This window comes from Actinoplanes ianthinogenes (genome assembly GCF_018324205.1).
GTDB classification, from domain to species: Bacteria; Actinomycetota; Actinomycetes; order Mycobacteriales; family Micromonosporaceae; genus Actinoplanes; species Actinoplanes ianthinogenes.
Window position 1 is genome coordinate 2,579,860 of the sequence record NZ_AP023356.1, and the last position, 22,694, is coordinate 2,602,553.

Annotated in this window: 20 protein-coding genes; 7 read left to right on the forward strand and 13 right to left on the reverse strand. The window is 72.2% G+C overall.

Annotated features, from left to right (window positions below):
• Nucleotides 1-86 precede the first annotated feature (86 nt).
• On the forward strand, nucleotides 87-620 hold the full coding sequence (locus tag Aiant_RS11935; protein WP_189335233.1) for a hypothetical protein: 534 nt from the start codon (nucleotides 87-89) through the stop codon (nucleotides 618-620).
• Nucleotides 621-627: 7 nt separating this feature from the next.
• Here the strand turns inward: Aiant_RS11935 and Aiant_RS11940 are convergent, their stop codons facing one another.
• Nucleotides 628-2,829, reverse strand: a complete 2,202-nt coding sequence (locus tag Aiant_RS11940) for a sensor histidine kinase (RefSeq protein WP_229831172.1) — start codon at nucleotides 2,827-2,829, stop codon at nucleotides 628-630.
• Between the two features lie 604 nt (nucleotides 2,830-3,433).
• Between Aiant_RS11940 and Aiant_RS11945 the strand changes: the two genes are divergently transcribed.
• The gene (locus Aiant_RS11945; protein WP_189335235.1) at nucleotides 3,434-3,886 is read left to right on the forward strand and encodes a hypothetical protein; all 453 of its coding nucleotides are present in this window, start codon (nucleotides 3,434-3,436) and stop codon (nucleotides 3,884-3,886) included.
• Between the two features lie 43 nt (nucleotides 3,887-3,929).
• Here the strand turns inward: Aiant_RS11945 and trmB are convergent, their stop codons facing one another.
• The 4 genes from trmB to Aiant_RS11965 all read right to left on the reverse strand — a co-directional run bounded on the left by trmB (nucleotide 3,930) and on the right by Aiant_RS11965 (nucleotide 8,936).
• Nucleotides 3,930-4,622, reverse strand: a complete 693-nt coding sequence (trmB, locus tag Aiant_RS11950) for a tRNA (guanosine(46)-N7)-methyltransferase TrmB (protein WP_189335236.1) — start codon at nucleotides 4,620-4,622, stop codon at nucleotides 3,930-3,932.
• An 18-nt stretch (nucleotides 4,623-4,640) separates the two neighbouring features.
• Entirely contained in the window at nucleotides 4,641-5,558 is a 918-nt protein-coding gene (locus Aiant_RS11955; RefSeq protein WP_189335237.1) for a TolB family protein, read from the reverse strand.
• A gap of 69 nt (nucleotides 5,559-5,627) precedes the next feature.
• Nucleotides 5,628-7,400: a gamma-glutamyltransferase gene (ggt, locus tag Aiant_RS11960; protein ID WP_189335238.1), complete on the reverse strand. Its 1,773-nt coding sequence runs from the start codon at nucleotides 7,398-7,400 to the stop codon at nucleotides 5,628-5,630.
• Nucleotides 7,401-7,478: 78 nt separating this feature from the next.
• Nucleotides 7,479-8,936 carry an alpha/beta hydrolase gene (locus Aiant_RS11965; protein WP_189335239.1) on the reverse strand — a complete coding sequence of 486 codons (1,458 nt, stop codon included), beginning with the start codon at nucleotides 8,934-8,936 and terminating at the stop codon, nucleotides 7,479-7,481.
• Nucleotides 8,937-9,076: 140 nt separating this feature from the next.
• Here Aiant_RS11965 and Aiant_RS11970 point away from each other — a divergent pair, with 140 nt between their 5' ends.
• Nucleotides 9,077-10,165: a PQQ-dependent sugar dehydrogenase gene (locus Aiant_RS11970; RefSeq protein WP_189335240.1), complete on the forward strand. Its 1,089-nt coding sequence runs from the start codon at nucleotides 9,077-9,079 to the stop codon at nucleotides 10,163-10,165.
• Here Aiant_RS11970 and Aiant_RS11975 read toward each other — a convergent pair.
• The 4 genes from Aiant_RS11975 to Aiant_RS11990 form a co-directional block, all read right to left on the reverse strand.
• On the reverse strand, nucleotides 10,151-10,399 hold the full coding sequence (locus Aiant_RS11975) for a hypothetical protein (protein WP_189335241.1): 249 nt from the start codon (nucleotides 10,397-10,399) through the stop codon (nucleotides 10,151-10,153). The genes Aiant_RS11970 and Aiant_RS11975 overlap by 15 nt on opposite strands.
• A gap of 89 nt (nucleotides 10,400-10,488) precedes the next feature.
• Nucleotides 10,489-10,743, reverse strand: coding sequence for a hypothetical protein (locus Aiant_RS11980; protein WP_189335242.1), 255 nt, complete (start codon nucleotides 10,741-10,743; stop codon nucleotides 10,489-10,491).
• Between the two features lie 7 nt (nucleotides 10,744-10,750).
• Nucleotides 10,751-12,406, reverse strand: coding sequence for a sodium:solute symporter family protein (locus Aiant_RS11985; RefSeq protein WP_189335243.1), 1,656 nt, complete (start codon nucleotides 12,404-12,406; stop codon nucleotides 10,751-10,753).
• A gap of 51 nt (nucleotides 12,407-12,457) precedes the next feature.
• Complete coding sequence (locus Aiant_RS11990; RefSeq protein ID WP_189335244.1) at nucleotides 12,458-13,105, reverse strand: TetR/AcrR family transcriptional regulator C-terminal domain-containing protein; 648 nt, start codon at nucleotides 13,103-13,105, stop codon at nucleotides 12,458-12,460.
• A 75-nt stretch (nucleotides 13,106-13,180) separates the two neighbouring features.
• Here Aiant_RS11990 and Aiant_RS11995 point away from each other — a divergent pair, with 75 nt between their 5' ends.
• Nucleotides 13,181-14,344, forward strand: coding sequence for an FAD-dependent monooxygenase (locus tag Aiant_RS11995; RefSeq protein WP_189335245.1), 1,164 nt, complete (start codon nucleotides 13,181-13,183; stop codon nucleotides 14,342-14,344).
• A gap of 594 nt (nucleotides 14,345-14,938) precedes the next feature.
• Here Aiant_RS11995 and Aiant_RS12000 read toward each other — a convergent pair.
• Together Aiant_RS12000 and Aiant_RS12005 are read right to left on the reverse strand one after the other, a co-directional pair.
• Nucleotides 14,939-15,595, reverse strand: a complete 657-nt coding sequence (locus Aiant_RS12000; RefSeq protein ID WP_189335246.1) for an HAD family hydrolase — start codon at nucleotides 15,593-15,595, stop codon at nucleotides 14,939-14,941.
• Complete coding sequence (locus tag Aiant_RS12005) at nucleotides 15,592-16,464, reverse strand: LLM class F420-dependent oxidoreductase (protein ID WP_189335247.1); 873 nt, start codon at nucleotides 16,462-16,464, stop codon at nucleotides 15,592-15,594. The genes Aiant_RS12000 and Aiant_RS12005 overlap by 4 nt, the downstream gene beginning before the upstream one ends.
• A 155-nt stretch (nucleotides 16,465-16,619) precedes the next feature.
• Here Aiant_RS12005 and Aiant_RS12010 point away from each other — a divergent pair, with 155 nt between their 5' ends.
• On the forward strand, nucleotides 16,620-18,035 hold the full coding sequence (locus tag Aiant_RS12010; RefSeq protein ID WP_189335248.1) for a glycosyltransferase family 2 protein: 1,416 nt from the start codon (nucleotides 16,620-16,622) through the stop codon (nucleotides 18,033-18,035).
• A gap of 89 nt (nucleotides 18,036-18,124) precedes the next feature.
• On the opposite strand, the gene fgd is transcribed toward Aiant_RS12010, so the two are convergent.
• Complete coding sequence (gene fgd / locus Aiant_RS12015) at nucleotides 18,125-19,120, reverse strand: glucose-6-phosphate dehydrogenase (coenzyme-F420) (RefSeq protein WP_189335249.1); 996 nt, start codon at nucleotides 19,118-19,120, stop codon at nucleotides 18,125-18,127.
• A 10-nt stretch (nucleotides 19,121-19,130) separates the two neighbouring features.
• The gene (locus tag Aiant_RS12020; RefSeq protein WP_189335250.1) at nucleotides 19,131-20,942 is read right to left on the reverse strand and encodes a sigma-70 family RNA polymerase sigma factor; all 1,812 of its coding nucleotides are present in this window, start codon (nucleotides 20,940-20,942) and stop codon (nucleotides 19,131-19,133) included.
• A 130-nt stretch (nucleotides 20,943-21,072) separates the two neighbouring features.
• Here Aiant_RS12020 and Aiant_RS12025 point away from each other — a divergent pair, with 130 nt between their 5' ends.
• Together Aiant_RS12025 and Aiant_RS12030 are read left to right on the forward strand one after the other, a co-directional pair.
• The gene (locus Aiant_RS12025) at nucleotides 21,073-21,465 is read left to right on the forward strand and encodes an ATP-binding protein (protein WP_189335251.1); all 393 of its coding nucleotides are present in this window, start codon (nucleotides 21,073-21,075) and stop codon (nucleotides 21,463-21,465) included.
• An 80-nt stretch (nucleotides 21,466-21,545) separates the two neighbouring features.
• On the forward strand, nucleotides 21,546-22,685 hold the full coding sequence (locus Aiant_RS12030) for a PP2C family protein-serine/threonine phosphatase (protein WP_189335252.1): 1,140 nt from the start codon (nucleotides 21,546-21,548) through the stop codon (nucleotides 22,683-22,685).
• The last annotated feature ends 9 nt before the right edge of the window (nucleotides 22,686-22,694 follow it).

A 22,694-nucleotide genomic window follows, 5' to 3' on the forward strand; every position in this document is an offset into this window, starting at 1 on the left:
CGCTCATCGTCACCCCGGCACCAGGCCACCACCAGGTTTACATCTGTCAACTTTGATAACCTCCCTCGCGACACGGGGAGATCACCATGCGCTGCGACACCTGCGACACCGAGCTGACTCACGCCGGACAGGGCCACGTCTGCCGGTCCGCGACCGCCGTCCCGGACGGGCCGCCGGCGGCCTGGACCCGCGCCACCCGGGCCCTGCTCGGGCTGCTCGGCGCCGTGCTGGTGACCGATCTGGTCAACGGCGCGCTGCGGCTGGCCGGCGCCGGTTATCCGGTCCTGCTGGCCACCGGCCTGCTCTGGATCGCCGCGGTGGCCGGGACGATCGGCGCGCTGATCGTCTGGAACAACCGGACCAGGCAGCTGGCCGAGGCCTACAGCGCGGATCAGAACACCTATGTCTGGAGCCTGGGCTGGCGCCTGGTGATCCTCGTCCCGATGCTGACCGCGATCCTCACCATGGGCCGGGACAGCACCGACGGCGACAACGTCACGGTGTTCGGCCTCGCCCTGCGGGCGGTGCTCGTCCTGGGCGCGACCGGCGGCGTGCTGCTCAGCCGGGCCCGGGTGCGGCGCCTGGTCCGCGACTCGCTCACCGCCCAGCGATCCGGATAGGACCGCTTCAGCGTACGTCCAACGGCAGGCGCACCAGGACCGTGGTCTTGGCCTCGCCCCCGGTCAGCTCGATGCTGCCGTGGTGGCGTTCCACCACGGCCCGGCTCAGCGTCAGCCCGAGTCCACTGCCCGGCAGCGCCCGGTCGTGCCCCCGGCTGGTCCGGTACAGCCCGGTGAACAGCTCCTCCCGCTCGATCCGGGGCACGTCCGCCGCCGCGTCGGAGATCGCCAGCTCGGCCGCCCGCCCGGTGCGCCGCAGGCTGACCTCGACGTGCCCGCCGTCCGGGCTGTACCGGACCGCGCTGCCCACCAGGTTCTCCACGATGTGCCGCAGCCGGTCCCGGTCGCCCGGCACGATCAGCTCTCCCGGCAGGTCGGTGTCGATCACCACGGGCGCCGCGCCGATCGCCGCCCGGGTCCGGTCCACCACGTCCTGGACCACCGCGGCGAGGTCCATCGGCGTACGCCGTACGTCGGCGTGCCCGGCGTCGAGCGCCGACAGCTCCAGCAGCTCGTTGATGATCTCCCGGAGCTGGACCGCGTTGCGCTCGACGACCGCGATCAGCCGCTGGCCGTCGCGCAGCAGCGTCGCCTCGTCCGCCTCGCGCAACAGCTCGGTGTACGCGCTGATCGACGTCAGCGGCGTGCGCAGCTCGTGCCCGATCAGCGCCAGGTACTCGTTCTTGCTGCGGACCAGCTGCCGCTGGAGATTGTCGACCCGCCGCCGCTCGACGAACTGGCCCAGCAGCGCGCCGATCCCGGACATCAGCGCGACCAGCTCGTCCTCCGGGTCCTCGACCGCGTCGGCGAAGACGGTCAGCACCCCGATCGTCCCGGTGCCGTCGTGCACCGGGATGGCCAGCGCGGTGTGCAGGCGCTCGGCCGCGGTGCCCGGGGAGATCAGGCTCTGCGGGCGGCCCACGTCCCGGATCCACAGCGGCTTGTCGACCTGCCAGGCGCGCCCGGCCAGGCCCTGCCCGTACGCCAGGTCGTCCGGCACGGTGATCCCGGTCGGCCAGCCCGGCGTGCTCCACCGGGCCACCGCGCGGATCACCTCGGCCGGCGCGTCCACCAGCCACAACTCCGCGTGCACCCAGTCCAGGGTGGCGACCACCGCCTCCAGCACCCGCGGGCCGGCCGCCTCGATGCTGGGCGCCTCGGCCAGCGCCGTGGTGACCGCCAGCTCGCACGACCGGAACCGCTCGGCGCGCCGCTGCCGGGTGACGTCCTGCACCGCCTGGACCGCGCCGACCACCCGGGCGTCCGGTCCCAGGATCGGCTGCGCGTCCATCAGGTAGTGCCGGGTCCGCCGCACCCGTCCGGGCCGGGCCAGCGGCTCGTCCCGGAGCCGTTCGCCGCGCAGCGCCCGGACCAGCCCGAGCTCGCCGGTGCCGTCCGGGTCGTCGGCCCAGAGCCGGCGCATCCGCTCGTTGGCGAAGACCACCTGCCCGTCGGCGTCGCACGCGGTCACCCCGTCGTGCAGGCTGTCCAGCACCGCGTCCAGGAACCGGTGCTGCTGCTCCAGCTCGTGCCGGGCCAACTGCTCGCCGATCAGCAGGGTGGCCACCTCGGCCGCCTCGGCCACGGCACTGATCTGCTCCGGTGACCAGGCGCGCGGGTGCGGGTCGTACGCGCAGCAGACGCCGAGCACCTGCCCGTGCCGGTCGTGCACCGGGTAGCCGAGGTAGGCGCCGCCGTGCTGGCGTACCACCCCGGGCGGCACCCGGTCGTCGGCGGTCGCGTCGTCGACGATCACCGCGCCGCCGCTGGCCACCACCATGCCGCCGAGCGAGCCGTGCAGGGTGGTCTCGTTGATCGCATCCCAGTCGCTGGAGACGCCCCAGCTGCCGTACAGCCGCAGCCGGTCCCCCTCGACGAACTGGATGCAGGCGCTCTGCGTCTGCGCCCCGCGCGCGGTCAGCGCGGCGAGCTGGTCGGCGGTGCCGCTGCTCAGCACCCCGCGCTGGAGGGCCGGACCGGCCGCCGCGCCGGCCAGCACGTCGCGCAGCAGGTGGGACCCGGAGTCCGGCACGGGACGGTCACTGACGGCGGCCGGGCGGTCGGTGACGGCCGCCCCACGGTCGCTGACGGCGGCCGGGCGGTCGGTGACGGCCGCCCCACGGTCGTTGCCGGCGGCCGGGCGGTCGCTGACCGGGGCCGGGCGGTCGCTGACCGCGGCCGGGCGGTCGGTGATGGCGGCCGCCGGCAAGCCTGGGTGCTCGTCGACGGCCGTCCCCCCGTGAAGCTCGGCCGGGCGTGCGAGCGCCGCGGCATCCGCCGCCCGTGTCCTGCTGGACCGCCCGGCGCCAGAGCCGGGGCCTTCTCGCCGCATGGCCGACCTCCGCGTTCCAGCCTAGGTGCACGAAAGGGCGGAAACCGGCAATTCGGCCTGCGGGTTGCGGGTCGGATGGCATTGCCCCGCCCCGGCGCGCGGGCGGCACCTCCGATGGCGGCCATTTTCCATTTCAGGGCAGAAGAACCGATAGTGGAGAGGTCGTGCCCGCCCGTCACCGGTCGGCCGGGAAAACGCCGGGTGCGAGCATCGGCACGGGAATTCCGATTCCGGCCGGGTCCGTCACCAGGGTGACGCCATTTCCGCTGGTCACGAACGTGCCTGCCACTGACCGGCCGCCCAGTTCATCCCGTGCCGGCGCATAGTTCGGGGAATCGACGCGGCATCACCGGTGACCGAATAGGAAACGATTGAAGTTTCATTTCGATAACATGAATTCCGTCTATCGAATCGGTGTCTCTAAAGTCTCGTCACGCGCGCCGCCGGCCGCGGAACAAGGGCATGGCGAAGGGAACACCCCGTGGGGAAGAAGAAGTCCACTCTGGTCGAGGAAGCCGCGCCGGTCGAGGAGACCGTTGCGGTGCAAGAGACCGTCGAGGCTGTGCCGGCGAAGCCGAAGAAGTCCAAGAAGGACAAGAAGGCCGCGGAGCCCGCCGTCGAGGAGGCCCCGGCCGAGGAGGCTCCGGCCGAGGAGGCTCCGGCCGAGGAGGCCGCCGCGGAGGAGCCGGCCGCGGAGGAGCCGGCCGCTGAGGAAGCCCCCGCCGAGGAGGCCCCCAAGAAGGCGAAGAAGGGCAAGAAGGCCAAGAAGGCCGAAGCCGCCACCGAGGAGGCCCCCGCCGAGGAGCCCGCCGCGGAGGAGCCCGCCGCTGAGGAAGCCCCCGCCGCGGAGGAGCCGGCCGCCGAGGAACCCGCCGCTGAGGAAGCCCCCGCCGAGGAGGCCCCGAAGAAGGCCAAGAAGGGCAAGAAGAAGTGACCCACGGGGCCGTCGTGCTCCGGCACGGCGGCCCATCACGTACTCAAATGGGGTTTTGGATCCGGGCGTAGCGGAGGTCGGCGATCGGCCGGCCCGCCGCCGCACCTCGCCGTTCGAATTTCGTCTCCGGCCGCGCGTGCGGCGTCGCCGGCAGGCGGCGCAGGCCCGGGTCGGCGTCGAGCGTCTCGGTCATCGCCTCCGCGTACTCCGGCCAGTCGGTGGCGCAGTGCAGCACCCCGCCCGGGCACAGGCGCTCGCGGAGCAGGGCGACGTTACCCGGCTGGATCAGGCGGCGCTTGTGGTGCCGGGCCTTCGGCCACGGGTCCGGGAAGAAGACGTGCACAGCGGCCAGGGAGCCCGGCGCGAGCCGGTGGACCAGCTCCATGGCGTCGCCCTGCGCCACCCGCACGTTGCCCAGCTCCCGCTCGCCGACCAGGGCCAGCAGGTTGCCGATGCCCGGGGTGTGCACCTCGATGCCGAGGTAGTCCCGGTCCGGGTCGGCGGCGGCCATCGCGGCCGTCGCGTCGCCCATCCCGAAGCCGATCTCCAGCACCACCGGGGCCTCGCGGCCGAAGAGCTCGCGCAGGTCGATCGGGGTGCGGTCGCCGTCGACGACGGTGAGACCGAGCCGGGGCCAGAGGGCGGCGTGCGCGTCGGCGTGCCGGGCGCTCATCCGGCCGCGGCGCGGGTGAAAGGTCCGGATCGGCCGGGTCGCGGGAGTGGCGGTGTCAGTCATGGCGGCGCCAACGATACGTCAGCGGGGGCGGACCGACGGCTGCGAGCCGGGGTGGAGCGGGGTGCGGGCGCCGGTCGTGAGGTCCACCGAGATGATCCACGAGCTGTTCCGGTACTGGCCGGTGACCAGCACGTGGGTGGCGTCGCGGTAACTGGGCTCGCGGTCCGCCGGCGCGCCGACCGTGCGCTTCTTCCCGGTCTTCAGGTCCAGCTCGGTGACGTGCAAGGGTTCGTTCTGCGCGGCGGTCTCGCCCTCCTGGTACGCGGTGAAGGCCAGCCGGGCGCCGTCCGGCCGCCACGCGGGGGCCACCGCGAAACCCCGGTTCTGCAGGCTGCCGCCGCCGTAGGCCGCGACCATCCGCTCCGCGCCCGAGCTGATCGTGCCGATGCTCGCGCAGGCGTCGTAGATCGCGTCGCACTCCCCGCCCCGGAACGCGATCTGCTTGCCGTCCGGCGACCAGGCGACCGCGTCGTCGGCCCGCAGCCGCTCGGTGAGCGTCCCGGACGCCGGCTGCGGCGCCTCCTCGCCGGGAAGCTCCTCGCCCCGGCAGTCCCGGGGGAACAGCACCTCGGGTTTCGCCGTGCCGGTGGCCGCGATCCGGTAGACGCCGGGGCCGCCGGTGCATGAGAGCGACCCGAAGGCCAGCCACTTCCCGTCCGGCGACCAGGACGGGCCGGCCGCCGGGCGGGTGGTGAGCCGGCGCTGCCCGGTGCCGTCCGCCTTCATGGTCCAGAGCTGGCCGCCCTTGAGGACGGCGAGCTGCTTGCCGTCCGGCGACCACCGGGGGCGGGCGTACCCGCCTCCGGTGGTGAGCCGTTTCTCCGTCGGCCCGTTGCTGACGTAGACGTCACCGGCGCGGACGTAGGCGACCGGCTCCGGCGCCGCGGGCGGCGGGGTGAGGGCCAAACCGACCAGTAGTGCCGCCGTCGTGATCATGGCTGACCGCCCCCCGATGGTCCCTGCCTGCGCTTACGTCCTGCACCATCGTCGCAACCGACCGACAACTTAAGAGGTTGGGTGCACCACTGCCGCCGACCCGCTCCCCCGCCGCACCGGTTCGGCGACGGCGAGCTGGCCGCCGTGCCGGGTGAACTCGATCGCGGTGGCCGCCCCGATCTCCGGCGCGTCCGGCCCGAAGACGTGGCCGAGCGCGGTGAGCTGCGGGCCGTACGTCGTGTGGAAGGCCGGCTCGGCCTGGATCCCGGCGGTGTTGCGCTGCGCGGCGCGCGGCGCGGCCAGCGCCTGGGGCAGGGTCAGACCCAGCTCCAGCCGGCCGTAGATGATCTGCAGCACGGTGGTGATGATCGTCGAGCCGCCGGGCGCGCCGACCGCCAGGAACGGCTTGCCGTCCTTGAGCACGATCGTCGGCGACATCGAGCTGCGCGGCCGTTTGCCGGGGCCGGGCAGGTTCGGGTCGTCGAAGGTGCCCTGGGTGCCGGTGAAGTTGAAGTCGGTCAGCTCGTTGTTGAGCATGAAGCCGCGGCCGGGCACGACCATGCCGTTGCCGCCGAACTGCTCCAGGGTCAGGGTGTACTCCACGACGTTGCCCCACTTGTCGGCGACGGTGAGGTTGGTGGTGCTCATCCCGGTGTCCGGGGTCGCCGCCGCGGTGGCCGGGGTGCAGCTCGACGGGCCGGGGGCGACCGGCTTCACCAAAGCTTTGTCCGGGTTTATCTGACACGCGCGTCCGGCCGCCCACCGGTCCGAGATCAACTTCCGCAGGGTCGACTGCGGGGTGCCGGCGCCGACGTAGCGGCCACGGTCGGCGAAGGACAGCGCGGACGCCTCGAGGTAGTAGTGCAGCTTCTCCACCGTCGACGCCGAGTCGAGCGGTGACGCCTCGAGGATGTTGAGCGCCTCCCCCACAGCCGTGCCGCCGCTGGACGGGGTGGACATGCCGTAGACGGTCAGGCCCTTGTAGCCCGACCTGGTCGGCGCGGGGTGGCGGACCCGATACTTCGCGAGATCAGAAGCGGTCAGCCGGCCGGGGCGGATCGGGTAGGCCCACGGCGCGGCCGGCGAGCCCGAGACCGGGGGATTCGTCACGGTGGCGAGCAGGTCCTCGGCGATGTCGCCGCGGTAGAACGCCCCGGTCCCCTTGCGCGCGATCTCCCGATACGTGTCCGCCAGATCCGGGTTACGGATCGTGGTGCCCACCGCCGGCGGCGCCCCACCCGGCAGATACAGCGCCTTCGTCGCGTCGAACTGCCCGAAGGCCGCCGCGTTCTCGGTCACCTGCCGCCGGAACTCGGCGTCCACCGTGTATCCGCGGTCGGCCACCTCGGCCGCGTCGGTCAGGGCGCTCGACAGGGAACGCGTGCCCCACTGCCGGGCCGCCGACTCCCAGGTCGCCAGGGTGCCGGGGACTCCGACCGACAGGCCGCTGACCCGGGCCTCGTCGAACGCGTACGGCAACCCGGTCGCCGGGTTCACGAAGTACGTCGACGTCATCGTGGCCGGCCCGGCCTCGCGTCCGTCGATGGTGAAGACCCGGTGCTTGCGGGCGTCGTAGTAGACGAAGAACCCACCGCCGCCGATCCCGGAGGCGAACGGCTCGGTCACGCCGAGGGTGGCCGCGGCCGCGACCGCGGCGTCCACCGCGTTGCCGCCGCGGCGCAGCACCTCGAGCCCGGCCGCGGTGGCGTCGGCGTCCACGGTGGCGATCGCCCCGCCGTACCCCCGCGCCGTCGGCGTCTTCGTCACGGTGGCCGCCGCCGCCGGCGTCGCGAATCCGAGGGTGGTCAACGAAAGTGCTGCTAGTGCTGATAGGAACCGCATCGGCCCTCCAGACAGGACAGTGTCGGTTGTCAATCCCTGCCTACCGCTGATGACGGCCGGACACAACCGCTACAACGATCAACCGACACCGAACGGTTCGGGTTCGACCGCCGGGCACGTCGCGCCGGCGGCCGGCAGGGTGAGGTCGATCAGGTAGCGCTCGACCGCCGCCTTCACGCAGGGACTGTGCGAGTACGCGATGTGCCCCCACCCCTGATAGGTCAGCAGCCGCGCGTTCGGCCCGAGTTGCGCCGCCACCTGCCGCGCCCAGGCGTGCCCGGTCGCCGGATCGTGCAACGCGTTGACCAGCAGCGTCGGCAGCTTCGCCGGGGACAGCGTCCGCTGCGGGCTGGCCGGCGGCACCGGCCAGCCGACGCAGCCCGCGGCCGCGGACAGGGCCAGCGGTGAGGCACGGACCTGCGGCGCGAGGCCCGCCAAGATCTCAAGACGCTTCCGGTACGCGGTGAAGTCCCCCACCGGCAGCGCCCAGTCCCCGCAGAACACCGCCGGGAAACTGTTCGGCGTCAGGTCCACCGGCGCCGCCTCGCGCGCCCGTCGCCCGGCCGCCGCCGCGGGATGGGCGGCGTCCTGGAGGTAGTGCGCGAACGAGAACCACTGCGGGTCGTAGAACGCGCTGAACGCCGCCGAGATCAGCTCCCAGACACCGAGCTTGGCCGGCGGGTCGTACGGATCCTCCAGCGTCCCGGCCGCCGCCCGGCCCAGCAGCGTCGCCCACAGTTTCGGGATGTCCTGCCCGCGCAGCACGCACCGGGCGTCCCGGGCGCACCACTTGACGAACTCGGTGAACGAGTCCTGCACCGCGACGGTCTCCTGGGCCAGGAACGTGTCCACGTCCACGCTGTGGTCCATCACCGAGTCCAGCACCGCGGCCCGCAGCGTGCCCGGGTGATACTCGCCGTACAGCTCGCCGATCAGCGAGCCGTACGACGCGCCCATGATGCTGATCCTGGGCTCGCCGAGCGCGACCCGCAGCGCCTCCACGTCCCGGACCACGCTGCCGGTGTCGGCGTGCTCGACCACCGGCCCGCTGCGGGCGGTGCAGTCGGCGGCCAGCTTGCGGTTGTACTCGGCCAGCGCGCGGAACGCGGCCTCGTCCGGGACCAGCGGCGACGGTTTCGCGTCGACCAGCGCCTGGTCGCAGAGCACCGGGGCGCTGCGGCCCACCCCGCGCGGGTCGAGCCCGATGATGTCGAACCGCTTGAGCAGCTCCGGCGTGAAGTCGGCGTCCAGCGTCATGTTGACCGCCGAGCCGCCGGGGCCGCCCGGGTTCACGATCAGCACGCCGATCCGCCGCGCCGGGTCGGTCGCCTGCCGCCGGGCCATCCGCAGCTCGATCGTCGGCCCGTACGGGTCGGCCCAGTTCGCCGGGACCCGCATGACGCCGCACTGCACCTTCTCGTCCTCGGGACAGGCCGTCCAGCTCACCGGCCCCGCGGCGACCGCCGGCCGGAGGAATCCGACAAGGGTGGCAAGGGTGAGGATCGCCGCCGTGACCGGCCGTCGCAAAGCTCGCAAAACCCAACTCTCCGCCCTGCGCGGCGGGAGTCGGCCGCGCGGCACCATCTTCGGTCGCACTCAGGCAACGATTCTGGGGAATGCCCGTTTTTGCATCATATGGGGCATTCCCCGGCGAAGGGGCGTGGCAGGGTTGGACCATGACGACCGTCACACGCCTGGCCATCGCCACCGCCGGGGCCGTCCTGGTGACCGCCTGCTCGGCCGAGCAGCCGCCCACGGTGGACCCGGTCCCGTCGGTGTCGGCGTCCGCGCCGCCGCCGGCCGCCACGGCCACCGGCCCCGACCTGGCGGCCACCCCGGAGATCGTCGCGACCGGGATCCAGGTCCCGTGGGGCCTGGCCTTCCTCGACGACGGGAGCGCGCTGGTCGCCGAGCGGCAGACCGGCGACATCTACCAGGTGAAGCCCGGCACCGAGAAGAAGAAGGTGTACACCGTCCCCGGCGTGCGGGCCGGCGGCGAGGGCGGCCTGCTGGGCCTGGCCGTGCGGGACGACTGGATCTACGCCTACTTCACCGGTGACGACGACAACCGGATCGTCCGCTTCCGGCGCTCCGACCGTACCCAGGAAGTGATCTTCAAGGGGCTGGACCGGGGGCCGCGGCACAACGGCGGGCGGCTCGCCTTCGGCCCGGACGGGATGCTGTACGTGGGCACCGGCGACGCCGGCGACGAGCCGCAGTCGCAGGACCGCGACGACCCGAACGGCAAGATTTTGCGGCTCACCCCGGAGGGCAAGCCGGCGCCGGGCAACCCGTTCCCCGGCTCACCGGTCTGGAGCCTGGGGCACCGCAACGTGCAGGGCCTGGCCTGGGACGCGCAGGGCCGGATGTACGGCATCGAGTTCGGCCAGGACACCTGGGACGAGGTGAACATCATCCAGCCGGGCAAGAACTACGGCTGGCCGGAGGTGGAGGGCAAGGGCGGCGACGCGCGGTACACCGACCCGATCGTGCAGTGGCGCACCGACGACGCGTCGCCCAGCGGGGCGGCGGTCTCCGGCACTACGCTGTACGTCGCCGCCCTCAAGGGCGAACGACTGTGGACGGTCCCGCTGACCGGCGGCACCGCGAAAGCCGAGTTCCAAGGCGAGTTCGGCCGGCTCCGCACGGTCGCCGTGGCCGCCGACGGTTCGCTGTGGCTGACCACCTCGAACACCGACGGCCGCGGCGATCCGCGGGACGGCGACGACCGGATACTGCGCTTCCCGCCCCTACCTGGGGGGTAGCTCCGGGAGCGCGGATATCGCCTTGGCGTAAATCGCCATCTGCTTGGCGTTGGGGACCACACCGTAGACCCGCAGCTGGTCCTGGAGGGCCTGCTTGATCTGATCCTCGGACTGGCCGCGGTGGGTCTGGGCCACCCGGTTGACGACATAGTCGACTCGGAGCTGCGCCTGCCAGCCAGCTGCGCGCTGGCCGCCGGATCTGCCGAGGCTGCTGAGTGAGGCGAGGGGTTCCATGCCCCGGTTATCGGTTGCACAGGTAGCTGTCTTGAAGATTTGCGGACCCTGTGCACCACGATGGCAACCGGGGCACACCTGCTCGCACATCAGTCCTGCGGCGCGTCCGTCTCGTCGGGCTGCTCGGCGAGCGGTTTCGGCGGGTTCAGCCGCAGCCAGAGCAGCATCAGGCCGCCCAGGGCGAGCATCGCCAGCCCCATCCACAGGTTGATCCGGACACCCTGGGCCTTGTCGATCTCCGCCGGGGTGTCGAAGATGCCCAGCAGCGTGACGATCACCCCGTAGACGACGAACATGCCGCCGATGACCGCGCGTACGTCGAAGAGCCGTGTCTTGTCAGGCATGTCGACCTCACCAGAAGGGGACGTAGAGGAGGGCGGCCAGGATCAGCGCGACGGTGCCGAGCACCACCGGGTTGCGCCACCAGACCTTCTCACCGGTGATCACCACGTCGGCGCCGGTGCTCGGCCCGGCCAGGCCGTAGACCAGGCCGCGCAGCTCGTTGTCCGGCTTGCCCGGGGTGAACGGGGTGACGATCCCGGCGACGATCACGGCGACCACGAACGCGGCGCCGGCGCCCCAGAAGCTCTCCTCCAGGTCGGAGTTGAACTTGAGCACCTCGCTCAGGTGCAGGACGTACAGGGTGAGCGAGGCGAGGAAGCCGAGCAGCAGGGACCAGAAACCGGCCCAGGCGGACATCCGCTTCCAGAACATGCCGACGATGAACGTGGCGAACAGGGGCGCGTTGAACAGCGAGAACAGCGCCTGGATGTAGTTCATGATGTTGTTGAAGTCGGCCGCGATGAAGGCCGTGCCGATCCCGATCAGCACGCCGACCACCGTGGCGATCCGGCCGACCCGCAGGTAGTACCCGTCCGGCCGGTCCTTGCGGACGTAGGACTGCCAGATGTCGTACGTGAAAACGGTGTTGAATCCGCTCACGTTGGCCGCCATGCCGGCCATGAACGAGGCGACCAGACCGGTGACCGCCACCCCGAGCACGCCGTTGGGCAGCAGGTCGCGCATCAGCAGCGGGATCGCGTAGTCGTACTTCAGCGCGCCCTGATCGGCGCCCAGCCCCTGCACGGTGACCAGGGCGATCAGGCCGGGGATCACGGTGACCACCGGGATCAGCAGTTTCGGGAACGCCCCGATGATCGGGGTACGCCGGGCCGCGTTCATGTCCTTGGCGCTGAGCGCCCGCTGCACCTCGGCGAAGTTCGTCGTCCAGTACCCGAACGACAGCACGAAGCCGAGACCGAAGATGATCCCGATCCAGCTGGCGCCGAGCGGGTTGTCGGTGCTGGCGGTGTTCGAGAACGTGTGCAGGGCCGCGTCGCCCAGTTTGCTGTTCTGCACCTGGTCGACGAGGCCGTTCCAGCCGCCCACCTTGACCAGGCCGATGATGGTGATCGGGAGCAGGCCGGCCAGGATCACGAAGAACTGGAGCACCTCGTTGTAGATCGCCGAGGAGAGCCCGCCGAGGGTGATGTAGACCAGCACGATCGCCGCGCCGATCACGATGGAGAGCCAGAGCGGCCAGCCGAGCAGCGCTTGCAGGATCAGTGCCAGGGCGTACAGGTTGACGCCGGCGATCAGCACCTGGGCCACCGCGAAGCTGAGCGCGTTGAACAGGTGGGTGGGCCGGTTGAACCGCAGCCGGAGGAACTCCGGGACGCTGCGCACCTTGGAGCCGTAGTAGAACGGCATCATCACGATGCCGAGGAAGACCATCGCCGGGACGGCGCCGACCCAGTAGTAGTGCAGGGTCATCATGCCGTACTGGGCGCCGTTGGCGGCCATGCCGATGATCTCCAGCGCGCCGAGGTTCGCCGAGATGAAGGCCAGGCCGGTGACCCAGGCCGGCATCGAGCGCCCGGAGAGGAAGAAGTCGGCGCTGTTGCGGATCGCCCGGCGGGCCGCGAAGCCGACGCCCAGCACGGTGACGAAATAGATCGCGAGGATCAGATAATCGACGAAGTCCACGTCGAGCCGTAGACCGCTCACGGCCTCACCTCCAGGGGGTTTCGGCCCGGGACTACCCGGATCGAAGATCTTTCACACCCGCTTGGCGAGCAGCGCCTCCAGGCCGTCGAGAATGCGCTCCAGCCCGAAGGAGAGCGCCTGGTCCTGTCCACCGTGGGCGGTCATGTCGGCGATCGCGGCGGTGACCGCCGGGAAGCGGGCGGCGTGCTCGGTGAGCGCGGTGATCATGCCCGACTCGTCCGGCTGCATGGCCAGGGCACGGACCTGCGCGGCGAGGATCGCGACGGTGTCCATGCGTTCGGCGCCGGTCAGCCCGGCCGGCATGCGGGCCAGGGCCGCCTCCATCCAGTCGAGTTCGTGCGGGCCGATGGGCCGCTTTCCGGTCGATGCCACCAACGCCCAGCTGTGCCGTAGGAAAACGGATAAAAGGCATTTTGTCCAGGTGATCAGCGCATCGCGCCACCCCGCCTCCGGCAGAGTGGGCGCGGCACCCATGACCCGCTCCAACATCACCGCGACCAACTCAGTCTTGCCCGGCAAATACCGATATAGGGCCATTTTGGTGTAACCGAGATCGGCGGCCACCCGCTGCATCGTGACCGCGTCCAGCCCCTCCGCATCGGCCACCGCGATCGCCACGTCGGCGATCGCCTCCAGCGTCAACGCCGGTTTCGGCCCCCGCTTCCCGCCGGCCCGCTCCTGCCACAGGAAATCAGCCACTTGCCCTCCTTGCTAACTGCGTCTACCGTACACAGAAATAACCGAGTCCAATGGACACAGTTTCTGGAGGATGACATGGACGTCCTGATCTCCGGCGCGAGCATCGCGGGCCCCGCCCTGGCCTACTGGCTGGCTCGCCACGGTCACCGCCCGACGATCGTCGAGATCGCTCCGCGTCTGCGCACCGGCGGCCAGGCCGTCGACTTCCGCGGCGACCTGCACATGGGCGTGCTGGACAAGATGGGGGTGCTGCCGGCCCTGCGCGAGGTGCAGACCCACGGCAAGGCGATGCGTTTCGTCGACGAGCACGGCGAGCGGCAGATGGAGTGGCCGGCCGAGATGGCCGGCGGCGACCTGGAGGTCTTCCGCGGCGACCTGGCCCGGATCCTCTGCGAGGCCTCCGACGCCACGGAGTACCTGTTCGGCGACCGGATCGCCGCGATGGACGAGACCCCGGCCGGCGTCGACGTCACCTTCGCCTCCGGCCGGCAGCGCACCTTCGACCTGGTCGTCGGCGCCGACGGCGTGCACTCCGGGGTGCGGCGGCTGGCCTTCGGCCCGGACGACCGGTTCGTCAAGCACCTCGGCTACTACGTCGCCACCTGGGCGATCCCGAACGAGTGGGACCTGACCCCGGACCACCTGTGGCACAGCGCGCCCGGCCGGATGATCGGGGTCAGCGGCAACCACCGCGATCCCGGGGCGGCCGACGTCCTGGCGATGTTCGCCGCGCCGAAGCTGACCTACGACCGCCACGACCCGGAGGCGCAGAAGGCGATCCTGCGCGAACGACTGGGCGGGATGGGCTGGCTCGGCCCCCGCTTCCTGGCCGAGCTGGACAAGGTCGACGACCTCTACTTCGACCAGATCTGCCGGGTCGACGCCCCGGAGTGGTCCCGCGGCCGGATCGTCCTGCTCGGCGACGCGGCCTGCGGCGCCACGATCGGCGGCCAGGGCACCGGCACCGCGGTCGTCTGCGCCTACGTCCTGGCCGGCGAGCTGGCCGCGGCCGGCGGCGACCACCGCGTCGCCTTCCCGCGATACGTCCAGCGGATCGCCAAGTTCGCCCGCGGCACGCAGAAGGGCGGCGACACCACCGGCCGCTTCATGGCCCCGAAGACCGACCGCGGCATCCGCATGCGGAACTACCTCAACAACCAGAAATGGTTTCTGGACTTCACCTTCAAGATCGCGTCCGGCCGGAGCACCAACCTCCAGCTCCCCGACTACACCTTTTAACCCCCGCTTTCGGTACGCCCACAGCACCGCCCCGCCCAGCCCAGCCCGCGAGGCGCGCCACGGTCCGGACCGCCGCGCGCCTCGCGGTCACCCGGCTGGCCCCCACGGCCCTTCCCACACCCGCCACAGGGCCACCGGAACCAGCCCGCAGCACGCGGCTGGCCCCCACGGCCCTTCCCACACCCGCCACAGGGCCGTCAGAACCAGCCCGCAACACGCAGCTGGCCCCCACGGCCCTACCCGCACCCGCCACAGGGCCGTCAGAACCAGCCCACAGCACGCGGCTGGCCCCCACGGCCCTTCCCACACCCGCCACAGGGCCGTCAGAACCAGCCCGCAACACGCAGCTGGCCCCCACGGCCCTACCCGCACCCGCCACAGGGCCGTCAGAACCAGCCCGCAACACGCAGCTGGCCCCCACGGCCCTTCCCACACCCGCCACAGGGCCGTCAGAACCAGCCCGCAACACGCGGCTGGCCCCCACGGCCCTTCCCGCACCCGCCACAGGGCCGTCAGAACCAGCTCGCAACACGCGGCTGGCCCTCGTGGCCCTTTCCGGGCCCGGGACAGGGCCGTGGGGGCCAGCCGGGAAGATCAGCGGAGCGCGGCGACGGCCTCCGGGGTCACCTCGGTGATGGTCTTGACCACCAGCGAGGCCTGGGCCAGGGCGTCCGGAGCGGCCGGATACACCCCGTGCGGGACGGCGATCACCGCGAGCCCGGCCGCGCCCGCGGACCGCAGGCCGTTGCTGGAGTCCTCGATCGCCGCACACACCGACGGCGTCAGCCCGAGCTTGGCGACCGCGGTGAGATAGACGTCCGGCGCCGGCTTGCCCCGAGCCACCTCCTCGGTCGACAGCGTCACCTCGAACTCGTCGGTCAGCCCCGCCGTGGCCAGCACCTGATCGATCAGGATCCGCGCCGACGAGCTGGCCAACGCCAGCCGATACCGCTTGCCCAGCGCCCGCACCGTCTCCACCGAACCCGGGATCAGCGGCAGCGACTCCCGATACCGCGCGGCCATCCGCCCCAGCACGTCCGCCGCCACCTGCGCGGCCGGCACCGGGACACCGACCTCGTCGGCCAGGTGGCTGGACCACTCGACGGTGCTCATCCCCATCATCCGGTCCTGGCTGTCCGGCAGGAACTCGCGGCCGTGCTCGGCCACATAACCCCGGCGGACCTCCTCCCACACCTCCTCGGTGTCGATGATCACGCCGTCCAGGTCGAAGACGACCGCCTCGATGCTCACAGCGCCTCCGCCGCGGGGATGATCTCGTCCCGGAAGATCTCGAACCGTTTGGTGTCCCAGGCGTTGCGCACCGAGCCGTGGGTGACCGAGACACCCAGCCCGGCGAGGTGCCGCATCACGTCGATGATCTCCCCGACCCGTTCGCCGCGCTCCCCCGGGTCGATGTTGTAGAGCACCGTCTTCTCGATCTCGTCGTAGTCCCGGCCGACCGCGTCGCAGTGCCGTTTCAGCACGTCGAGCTTGTGCGGCAGCTCCGGGCCGGCGAACAGGTTGCAGGCATCCGCGTACTTCGCGACCAGCAGCAACGTCTTCTTCTCCCCGCCGCCGCCGACCAGGATCGGCGGACGCGGCCGGGACAGGGGCAACGGCGAGTTCAGCAGCCGGGTCAGCGTGTAGTGCTGCCCCTCGAACGCCGTCTCGTCCCCGTCGAACATCTGCCGGCAGATCCGCAGCGCCTCCTCCAGCCGCTCGAACCGCTCGGCGGTCGGCGGGAACGGCAGGCCCAGCCCGGCCGACTCCTCCGCGTTCCACGCCGCGCCGAGCCCGAGGATCGCCCGCCCGCCGGAGAGCACGTCGAGCGTGGTCACCGCCTTGGCCAGCAGGCCCGGCTCGCGGTAGATCACCCCGGTGACCAGGGTGAGCAGCTTGGCCCGGCGGGTGTGCGCGGCCAGGAAGCCGAGCGTCGTGTACGCCTCGAGCATCTCCATCTCCGGCGGCCCGATCACGTGGATCTGCCAGAGGTGGTCCATCACGCTGATCCGCTCGAAACCGGCCTCGTCGGCGGCCGACGCGATCTCCGCGAGCGTCGTCCCGAGCCGGGCCGACCCCTCCGGCCAGCTGAAGTTGGAGATGTGGAGCCCCAGGTTCATCACGGGACAAAACACTACCGCCAAACCGTTTTTCGTACGGACGGTGACGACCGCTGAGATGATCACGATCCACCGGTCGGGCGAGTTGCCGGAAGGTTGCAGGCCGGTAGCGTCGGCGCATGCCCGTGCCACCCCTTCGCCCCTCATCACCCTCCGTGAGCGTCGTGATCCCGGTCGGGACGGCTGCCCTGCCGGTCCTGCTCGCCGCCCTGCCCGCGGTCGCCGAGGTCATCGTGGTGGCCGGCCGGGACGACGACACCACCACCGCCGCCGCGGCGCACCCCGCCGTCCGGGTGGTCCGGCAGACCCGCGCCGGGGCTGGCAACGCGCTGGCCTGCGGCGTCGCCGAGAGCTCCGGCGACATCGTGGTCACCCTGGCCGGCGACGGCTCCTGCGACCCGGCCGAACTCCCCCGCTACCTCCAGGCGCTGCGCGACGGCGCGGACGTGGCGCAGGGTTCCCGGTTCCGCGGCGACGGGCGGGACCTGTCCGGCGGGCGGGGCTCCCGGATCGGGGCGCGCGTCCTGCTCTGGCTGATGGCGGTGCTGTTCGGCTGCCGGCGGACCGACCCGGGCTTCGGGTTCCGGGCGTTCTGGCGGGACGTGGCAGGCTCGGTCGGGCTGCCCCGGGTGTCCGGCGTCGACCCGGTCCGCGGCGACGGCGCGGAGATCGAGCCGCTGCTCACCGTGCGGTCCGGGATGAACGGGCTGTTCGTGACCGAGGTGCCGGCGGTGGCGTACCCGCGGACCGCACCGGCGACCCGCCCCGGCGTGCTGCCGGCCGCGCGGGCCCTGATCGGCGAATACCTCGACCGGCGGCGGGCGGCACGGACCGCCGGGGCGGACAGCATCGTGGTGCTGACCGGGCGGCGGACGGCCGGTGCGGAGCCGGGCATCCTCGGGCGCACCGGCACCGACGCGGGCCTGTCGAACCCGGGCGGGCTGTTCGGCGCGGCGAACCGCGCCTCGGGCCACTTCTCGGGCCAGCCATCGAGGCGGGTGTCGGACGGGACGCCGGGCCCGGCCTCGGATCGATTGTCGGCGATGGACCGGCTGCCGGCCCTCGACGATCTCGGCGCGCGGTGGCCGGCGACCAACCCCGGGAGCGGGATGCCCGGCCTTGAAAGGCGGCAGGGTCCGCGCGGGCTCGGCGGCTTCGGCGGGCTGGGCGGTTTCGGCGGGCTGGGCGGGTCCGGCGACTCGGGCCGGTCGCTCGGCGGGGGCAGCGGGTCGACCGGCCTGGGCCGGTCGCCCGGCGGGGGCAGCGCCGCGGGCGGACGGGCGCTCGGCGGCGGGAGCGCTGCGGGCGGGCGGTCGCTCGGCGGCGGGGGCGCCGCGGGCGGACGGTCGCTCGGCGGCGGAGGCGCCGCGGGCGGACGGTCGCTCGGTGACGCCACCACGGTGCAGCGGCGCTGGCGGGACAACCGGGGCGCCGAGGCGGGCCGGGAGGTCGGCGCGGGGCGGCGGCGGATGCAGGGGCGGCCCAACCTTCGCGTGATCAACGGTGAGGGTGGGGGCGGTGGGCGTACCGGAAAATTGCGGGCCGTGCCGCGGCCGGACCAGGACCGATAAGCGACAAAGCGCCAAAGCGCCGTCCGGCCGAAGCCGGGCGGCGCTTTGCGGAAAGTTCGTGGGTTTCTGGGGCCCCCGGATGGAACAGCCTAGCGGGTGCGGAGGCGGGGGAGGATTTCCGTCGAGTACAGGCGCAGGAAGCGTTCCTGGTCCGGGCCCGGCGCGTGGAAGACCAGGTGTTTGAAGCCCATGTCCAGGTACTCGGCGACCTTCGCGGCGTGCTCCGCCGGGTCGGACGAGACGATCCACCGGGTGGCGGTCCGCTCGACCGGGAGGGCGTCGGCGAGGCGCTGCATCTCGACCGGGTCCTCGACGCCGGTCTTCTCCTCCGGGGACAGCGCCAGCGCGCCCCAGTAGTGGGTGTCGTTGCGGGCCCGCTCGATGTCGTCGTCGAAGGAGACCTTGACCTCGATCATCAGGTCCAGGTCGTCGAGCTTCTTGCCGCCCTTCTCCGCGCCCTCCTTGACGGCGGGGAGCAGCGTGTCGGTGTAGAGCCCGTGCCCCTTGCCGCTGGTGGTGATGAAGCCGTCGGCGATCCGGCCGGCCAGCCGGGTCGCGGCCGGGCCGGACGCGCCGATGTAGATCGGGACCGGCTGGTCGGGCTTGTCGTAGATGGTGACGTTCTCGGTGGAGTAGAACTGTCCCTCATAGGTCACCCGGTCCTCGGCCCAGAGCTTCTGGATCAGCAGGACCGCCTCCTTGAGCCGGGCGAACCGCTCCTTGCCGTCCGGCCACTGCGTGCCGAGCGCCACCTCGTTGAGCGACTCGCCGGAGCCGACGCCGAGGATGGCCCGGCCCGGCGCGAGGCAGCCCAGGGTGGCGAAGGCCTGCGCGACCACGGCCGGGTGGTAGCGGAAGGTCGGGGTCAGCACGCTGGTGCCGACCAGGATCCTTTCGGTACGCGCGGCGAGCGCCCCGAGCCACGGCAGCGCGGCCGGGGCGTGCCCGCCGTCGTGCCGCCACGGTTGCAGGTGATCGCTGACGAAGACCGAGTCGAAGCCCAGCTCCTCGGCGAGAATGCCGTACCTGAGCAGTTCGGCCGGAGCGAACTGCTCCGCCGACGCCTTGTACCCGAACCGAATCATGAACTCGACTCTAACCCGCTGCGCGGTACGCCTTGCCCGCCTCGGTGGGGCTGTCGCCGTCCTTGTACAAGCCGAAGTCGACACTGTCGCCGACGGCCGGCAGGCCGAACCAGGCGTAGCGCTCGACGAACGAGCGTTTCTCCAGGCCGGCGGTGGTGCCCTTGATGAAGGTGACCTTCTGCGCGTCGCTCGGGTACTTCGGCGAGCCGGAGAAGTTCATCAGGCCGAACTCGGTGATCCAGATCGGTTTGCCGTACCGCTTGTGCACCGCGTCGACGTAGCCGAGGAACTGGTCGACGGCGGCGGCGCTGAAGTCCGAGCCGTACCAGTGCAGGGCGATCGCGTCGACCCGCAGCCCCTTGGCCTTCGCGCCGGTCATGAACCGGTCCAGCCAGCCGCCCGCGGTGTCCCCGCCGTAGGCGACCGCCGGGCTGACCAGGCGCATCCCGGTCGCCTCCAGCTGCGGCCAGGCGGCCAGGGCGTCCTCGACGCTCATGTTCGCCTGCCCGCCCATGTCCGGCTCGTTGAAGCCGAGCAGCACGTCCCCCTCGGCCTTGGCCTGCTTCAGGGTGGCGCTGGTGACGTTCTGCTTCCCCCAGATCATCGGCACGAACTCGACCCCGGCCGGCCCGGGGATCTCGTCGTTCTGCGGCGCCCAGTCGTAGTACCAGCCGGCGCCGACGTTCTTCAGCGCCGCCGTGGACCCGTCGAACTTCCAGACGCCGACGCCCTTCTTGGCCGAGGTCCGCGTGGCCGGCACGGCCGCTTTCGCGGACGGCGACTTTTGGGTACGCGACGGCGACGGTGACCTGCTCGTCGGCGCGGCCGAGGGCGGAAGTGACGGCGGCAGGGTGACCGTGGCCGGCGACGGGGCGACGACGGCCTGCGGCACCGCCGGATCGTTCTGCCCGCCCAGCGTGTACGCGGCCACGCCGCCACCCCCGGCGACGGTCACCGCGAGCGCGGTGACCAGCAGTTTCTGGGTGGCGCTCAGCCCCGCCTTGACGGCCAGCGCCTTCATCCCGCCGCCGGCGCCCGCTCCGGCTCCGGTGCTCAGGCCGGCTGCCAGCGTCGGCGCCGGCAGCACCAGGGCCATGCCGGCCAGCAGGCGTTCCGCCGCGACCATGTCCTGCCAGGCCGGCGCGCAGAGCATGCACTCGCGGGTGTGCCGGGCGATCCGCTTGCGCCACAACGCGTTCGGCCGGCGGTCCCACGGCTCGATCAGCACCGCCAGCTCCGGGCAGATCGGGTGCCGGTGCAGCGCCCGGACCACCGCCCGGGCCGTCTCCAGCTGGCCCTTCATCCGCTGGATGCGGACCGCGGCGTGCTGCCGGCCCAGCCCGGTGCCGTCGACGATCTCGTCGCGGGTCAGCTCGCCGGAGGCCTCCAGCCACCAGAGCGAGAGCAGCTCCCGGTTCTCCTCGTCCAGCCAGCGGGTCGCCTCGGCGGTCTCCCGGCGCTGCCCGGACAGCTCCAGCCGGGTGATCGCCAGGTCGGTGAAGTCGGCGCCCGGATCGCGCAGGTCCTCCTCGAGCAGGGCGTGCTCGCCGACCTGCCGGGCCCGGAAACGGTCCCGCACCTGACGCACCGTGATCGCCACCAGCCAGGAGCGGAACGCCTCCGGCTCGCGCAGCTCGCCGAGGTTCCGCAGGACCCGGATCATGGTCTCCTGCACCACGTCGTCGACGTCCGCGTGCCCCTCCAGGGCCCGGCCCACGATGGTGTAGACGAGCGGGAGGTATCCGGCCACGAGCCGGTCGATCGCGGCCGGGTCGCCGGCGCGCGCGGCCACCACCGTGGCGGTGTCGGGTTGGTTCGCCATCTGCACTGCCCTTTCCTCCGGCGCCGGGCGCCAGAAGGGGAGACGGGCGCGGGGACCATGGATAACACGAAACGGCGACGTGGTCTTCCTCGCACGGTTAACTCCTGGACCGATCGGGCACAGAAACGGCATGCGCATGTCGGTTCGGCTGAATCTTCCCCGCGAGGTGGACAGTGTGCCCGCCGTGCGCCGCCTGCTGCGGTGCGCGCTGACCTCCCTGACGGTGGACCGGCAAGCCGGCACCGACCTGGAGATCGCCCTCACCGAGGCGTGCGCCAACGTGGTGAAACACGCGACCGGTGCGGAGGCGTACGAGGTCCGCCTGGACGTCGCCGAGGACCGCTGCTCGATCGACGTGGTCGACGACGGCCACGGCTTCGACCCGGCCGGCGGCACGGCGCCCACCGCGGACAGCGAGCGCGGGCGGGGCCTGTTCCTGATCCGGGCGCTGGCCGAGAACGTTCGGATGCAGTCGAGCCCGCGCACCGGGTCCCTGATCCACTTCGAGAAGTCGTTCGCCTGAAGGTGGTCCGCCGGACGCGGCGCTGTCCCCACGGCTTTTATTTGTCGTATAACAAATATCGGTCCCGGAGAGGAGTACAGGTGTCCGACCGACCGGTTCCCGTCGGCGCGCTGCTGCGTGCCACCGCACCCGACCGTTTGCCCGAGGTGACAGCCGAGCACCTGCGCCGGCACTTCGCGGCCGACCGGGTCGAGGTGCTGGTCGCCGACCTGACGCTGCGCCGACTCGCGCCGCTGCTCGACGCGCCCGGCACCGACCAGGACGCGGCCGCGCTGCGCTGCCTGGCCAGCCAGCGGCCCGGCACCGGGAACGGGCCGGCCGGCACCCGGCTGCACCTGCCGCTGTCCTGCTGGGGCGAGCGGCTCGGGGTGCTGCGGGTGGACCTGCCCGCCCGCCCCGACCCGGAGCAGGCCGAGCAGCTCCGGATCGTCGCCGACGAGCTGGCGGTGGCGATCCGCGCGGCCGACCGGATGACCGACCGGTATCGGCGGGCGCAGTGCAGCCAGCGGCTCACGATGGCCGCCGAGTTGCAGTGGGACCTGCTGCCCGGCCGCTCCCTCGGCGACGAACGGTTCCAGCTCGGCGGGCAACTGGAGCCGGCGTACGACGTGCGGGGCGACCACTTCGACTGGGCGCTCAGCCAGGATCGGCTGACCATCACGGTGCTCAACGGCGCGGGTGAGGGTCTCGACGCGGCCCTGCTGACCGCGACCGCGGTGAACGCGATGCGCAACGCCCGCCGCTGCGGCGCGGACATCGTCGAGCAGGCCGAGCTCGCCTCGGACGCGCTGCACGCCCGGTACGGCGGCGGCCTGCACGCCGCCACCCTGCTGCTGGAGATCGACCTGGTCGGCGGCTGGGTCGACGCCGTCGACGCCGGCTCCCCGCAGTGCATGGTCGGCCGGGGCGGCGAGATCAACCAGGTCCGGCTGGAGCAGCAGCTGCCACTGGGCATGTTCGGCGAGGCGCACTACGAGATCGAGCGGTTCCGGCTGGAGCCGGGCGACCGGCTGCTCGTGGTCAGCGACGGGGTGCACGCGGCGGCACCCGGCGGTGGTCCCACATTCGGGGAATCCGGCCTGTTCACGGCGTTGCGCGCGACGCGGTTGCAACCGGCCACCGAGGCGGTCGGTACGGTGATGCGGGGCTTGCGTGAGTTTCACGCCGGCGCCGAGCCGGAGGACGACGCGGTCACTGTCTGCCTGGATTGGCGCCGTTGACCGGTTTAC

What these genes read in the sequence shown, in the direction of transcription:
- Aiant_RS12005 (WP_189335247.1), bottom strand. Translation starts at nt 16,464, where the DNA reads ATGAACCTGGGGCTCCACATCTCCAACTTCAGCTGGCCGGAGGGGTCG.
- Aiant_RS12025 (WP_189335251.1), top strand. Translation starts at nt 21,073, where the DNA reads ATGCGCATGTCGGTTCGGCTGAATCTTCCCCGCGAGGTGGACAGTGTG.
- Aiant_RS11970 (WP_189335240.1), top strand. Translation starts at nt 9,077, where the DNA reads ATGACGACCGTCACACGCCTGGCCATCGCCACCGCCGGGGCCGTCCTG.
- ggt (WP_189335238.1), bottom strand. Translation starts at nt 7,400, where the DNA reads ATGCGGTTCCTATCAGCACTAGCAGCACTTTCGTTGACCACCCTCGGA.
- Aiant_RS11955 (WP_189335237.1), bottom strand. Translation starts at nt 5,558, where the DNA reads ATGATCACGACGGCGGCACTACTGGTCGGTTTGGCCCTCACCCCGCCG.
- Aiant_RS11935 (WP_189335233.1), top strand. Translation starts at nt 87, where the DNA reads ATGCGCTGCGACACCTGCGACACCGAGCTGACTCACGCCGGACAGGGC.
- trmB (WP_189335236.1), bottom strand. Translation starts at nt 4,622, where the DNA reads ATGACTGACACCGCCACTCCCGCGACCCGGCCGATCCGGACCTTTCAC.
- fgd (WP_189335249.1), bottom strand. Translation starts at nt 19,120, where the DNA reads ATGATTCGGTTCGGGTACAAGGCGTCGGCGGAGCAGTTCGCTCCGGCC.
- Aiant_RS11995 (WP_189335245.1), top strand. Translation starts at nt 13,181, where the DNA reads ATGGACGTCCTGATCTCCGGCGCGAGCATCGCGGGCCCCGCCCTGGCC.
- Aiant_RS12020 (WP_189335250.1), bottom strand. Translation starts at nt 20,942, where the DNA reads ATGGCGAACCAACCCGACACCGCCACGGTGGTGGCCGCGCGCGCCGGC.
- Aiant_RS11980 (WP_189335242.1), bottom strand. Translation starts at nt 10,743, where the DNA reads ATGCCTGACAAGACACGGCTCTTCGACGTACGCGCGGTCATCGGCGGC.
- Aiant_RS11975 (WP_189335241.1), bottom strand. Translation starts at nt 10,399, where the DNA reads ATGGAACCCCTCGCCTCACTCAGCAGCCTCGGCAGATCCGGCGGCCAG.